Annotated in this window: 1 protein-coding gene; it reads left to right on the plus strand. The window is 47.2% G+C overall.

Annotated features, from left to right (window positions below):
• Positions 1 to 1,101, plus strand: a protein-coding gene (locus tag CP950_RS09870) for an IS3 family transposase (protein WP_101495152.1) whose coding sequence is annotated in 2 segments (ribosomal slippage) — positions 1 to 236 and positions 236 to 1,101 — 1,102 coding nt annotated over the 2 segments. Because the reading frame shifts where the segments join, the coding sequence is not laid out codon by codon here. This gene is flagged as partial in the annotation.
• Between the last annotated feature and the right edge of the window lie 16 nt (positions 1,102 to 1,117).

The following is a 1,117-nucleotide window of genomic DNA, read 5'->3' on the forward strand; positions in this document are numbered from 1 at the left end:
CCGTTTTACCGATAGCCAAATCATGGGCATCCTCAAGCAAGCCGAGGCTGGCATGCCAGCCCCAGAGCTATGCCGTGAACACGGCATTAGCATTGCTAGCTTTTACAAGTGGCGCGCCAAGTATGGCGGTATGGATGCCTCACTAATGTCTCGCGTCAAAGAGCTTGAGCTAGAGAACGCTCGATTAAAGAAGATGTATGCGGAGGTTCAGCTCCAAGCTGATGTCCTTAAAGAAGTCTTACAAAAAAAGTAACTCGGCCATCTCGTAGGCGCGAGATGGCCAGCCAACAAGTTCACAGTGGCCGAATGAGTATCCGTTTAGCTTGCGATACCTTTGTCATTAGTCAGACTTGCTATCGCTATCACCCGAAGCTATCGACCGACAATGCCCTCATTGCCGATTGGCTGGTACGCCTCACCCAAAATCAACGGAACTGGGGTTTTGGGCTTTGCTTCTTGTACTTACGTAACGTCAAAGGCTTTACCTGGAACCATAAGCGGGTCTATCGCATCTACCGGGAGTTAGAACTGAACCTTCGGATCAAGCCTCATAAACGCTTGGTTCGCGAGAAGCCTGTGCCATTGGTAGTACCTGAAGGCATCAATCAAACCTGGTCAATCGACTTCATGCATGACCAGTTGCACGACGGCAGATCTATCCGCTTATTTAATGTGATTGATGACTTTAATCGGGAAGCCTTAGCCATCGATATTGATTTTTCTATGCCAGCAGCCAGAGTGGTTCGCTCACTCGATCAAGTGATTGAGTGGCGTGGAAAGCCCCTCAAGGTACGCTGTGATAATGGGCCGGAACTCATCAGTAGCGTGCTTGTGCAATGGGCTGCGAAACATCAAATAGAGATAACTTATATCCAACCAGGTAAGCCACAACAAAATGCATACATTGAAAGATACAACCGCACCGTGCGTTACGATTGGCTTAATCAATACCTCTTTGAGTCAATTGATGAAGTTCAAGACTTTGCTACCGATTGGATGTGGACATACAATCATGAAAGACCGAACATGGGCTTAGGTGGAATTACACCAAAGCAAAAACTAGCACTTGCAGTACCAGCTTCTACTTTTAGCTTAAGTTAAAAATGGGGGGATTACC

It is taken from the genome of Polynucleobacter meluiroseus (genome assembly GCF_900205755.1).
Classification (GTDB): domain Bacteria; phylum Pseudomonadota; class Gammaproteobacteria; order Burkholderiales; family Burkholderiaceae; genus Polynucleobacter; species Polynucleobacter meluiroseus.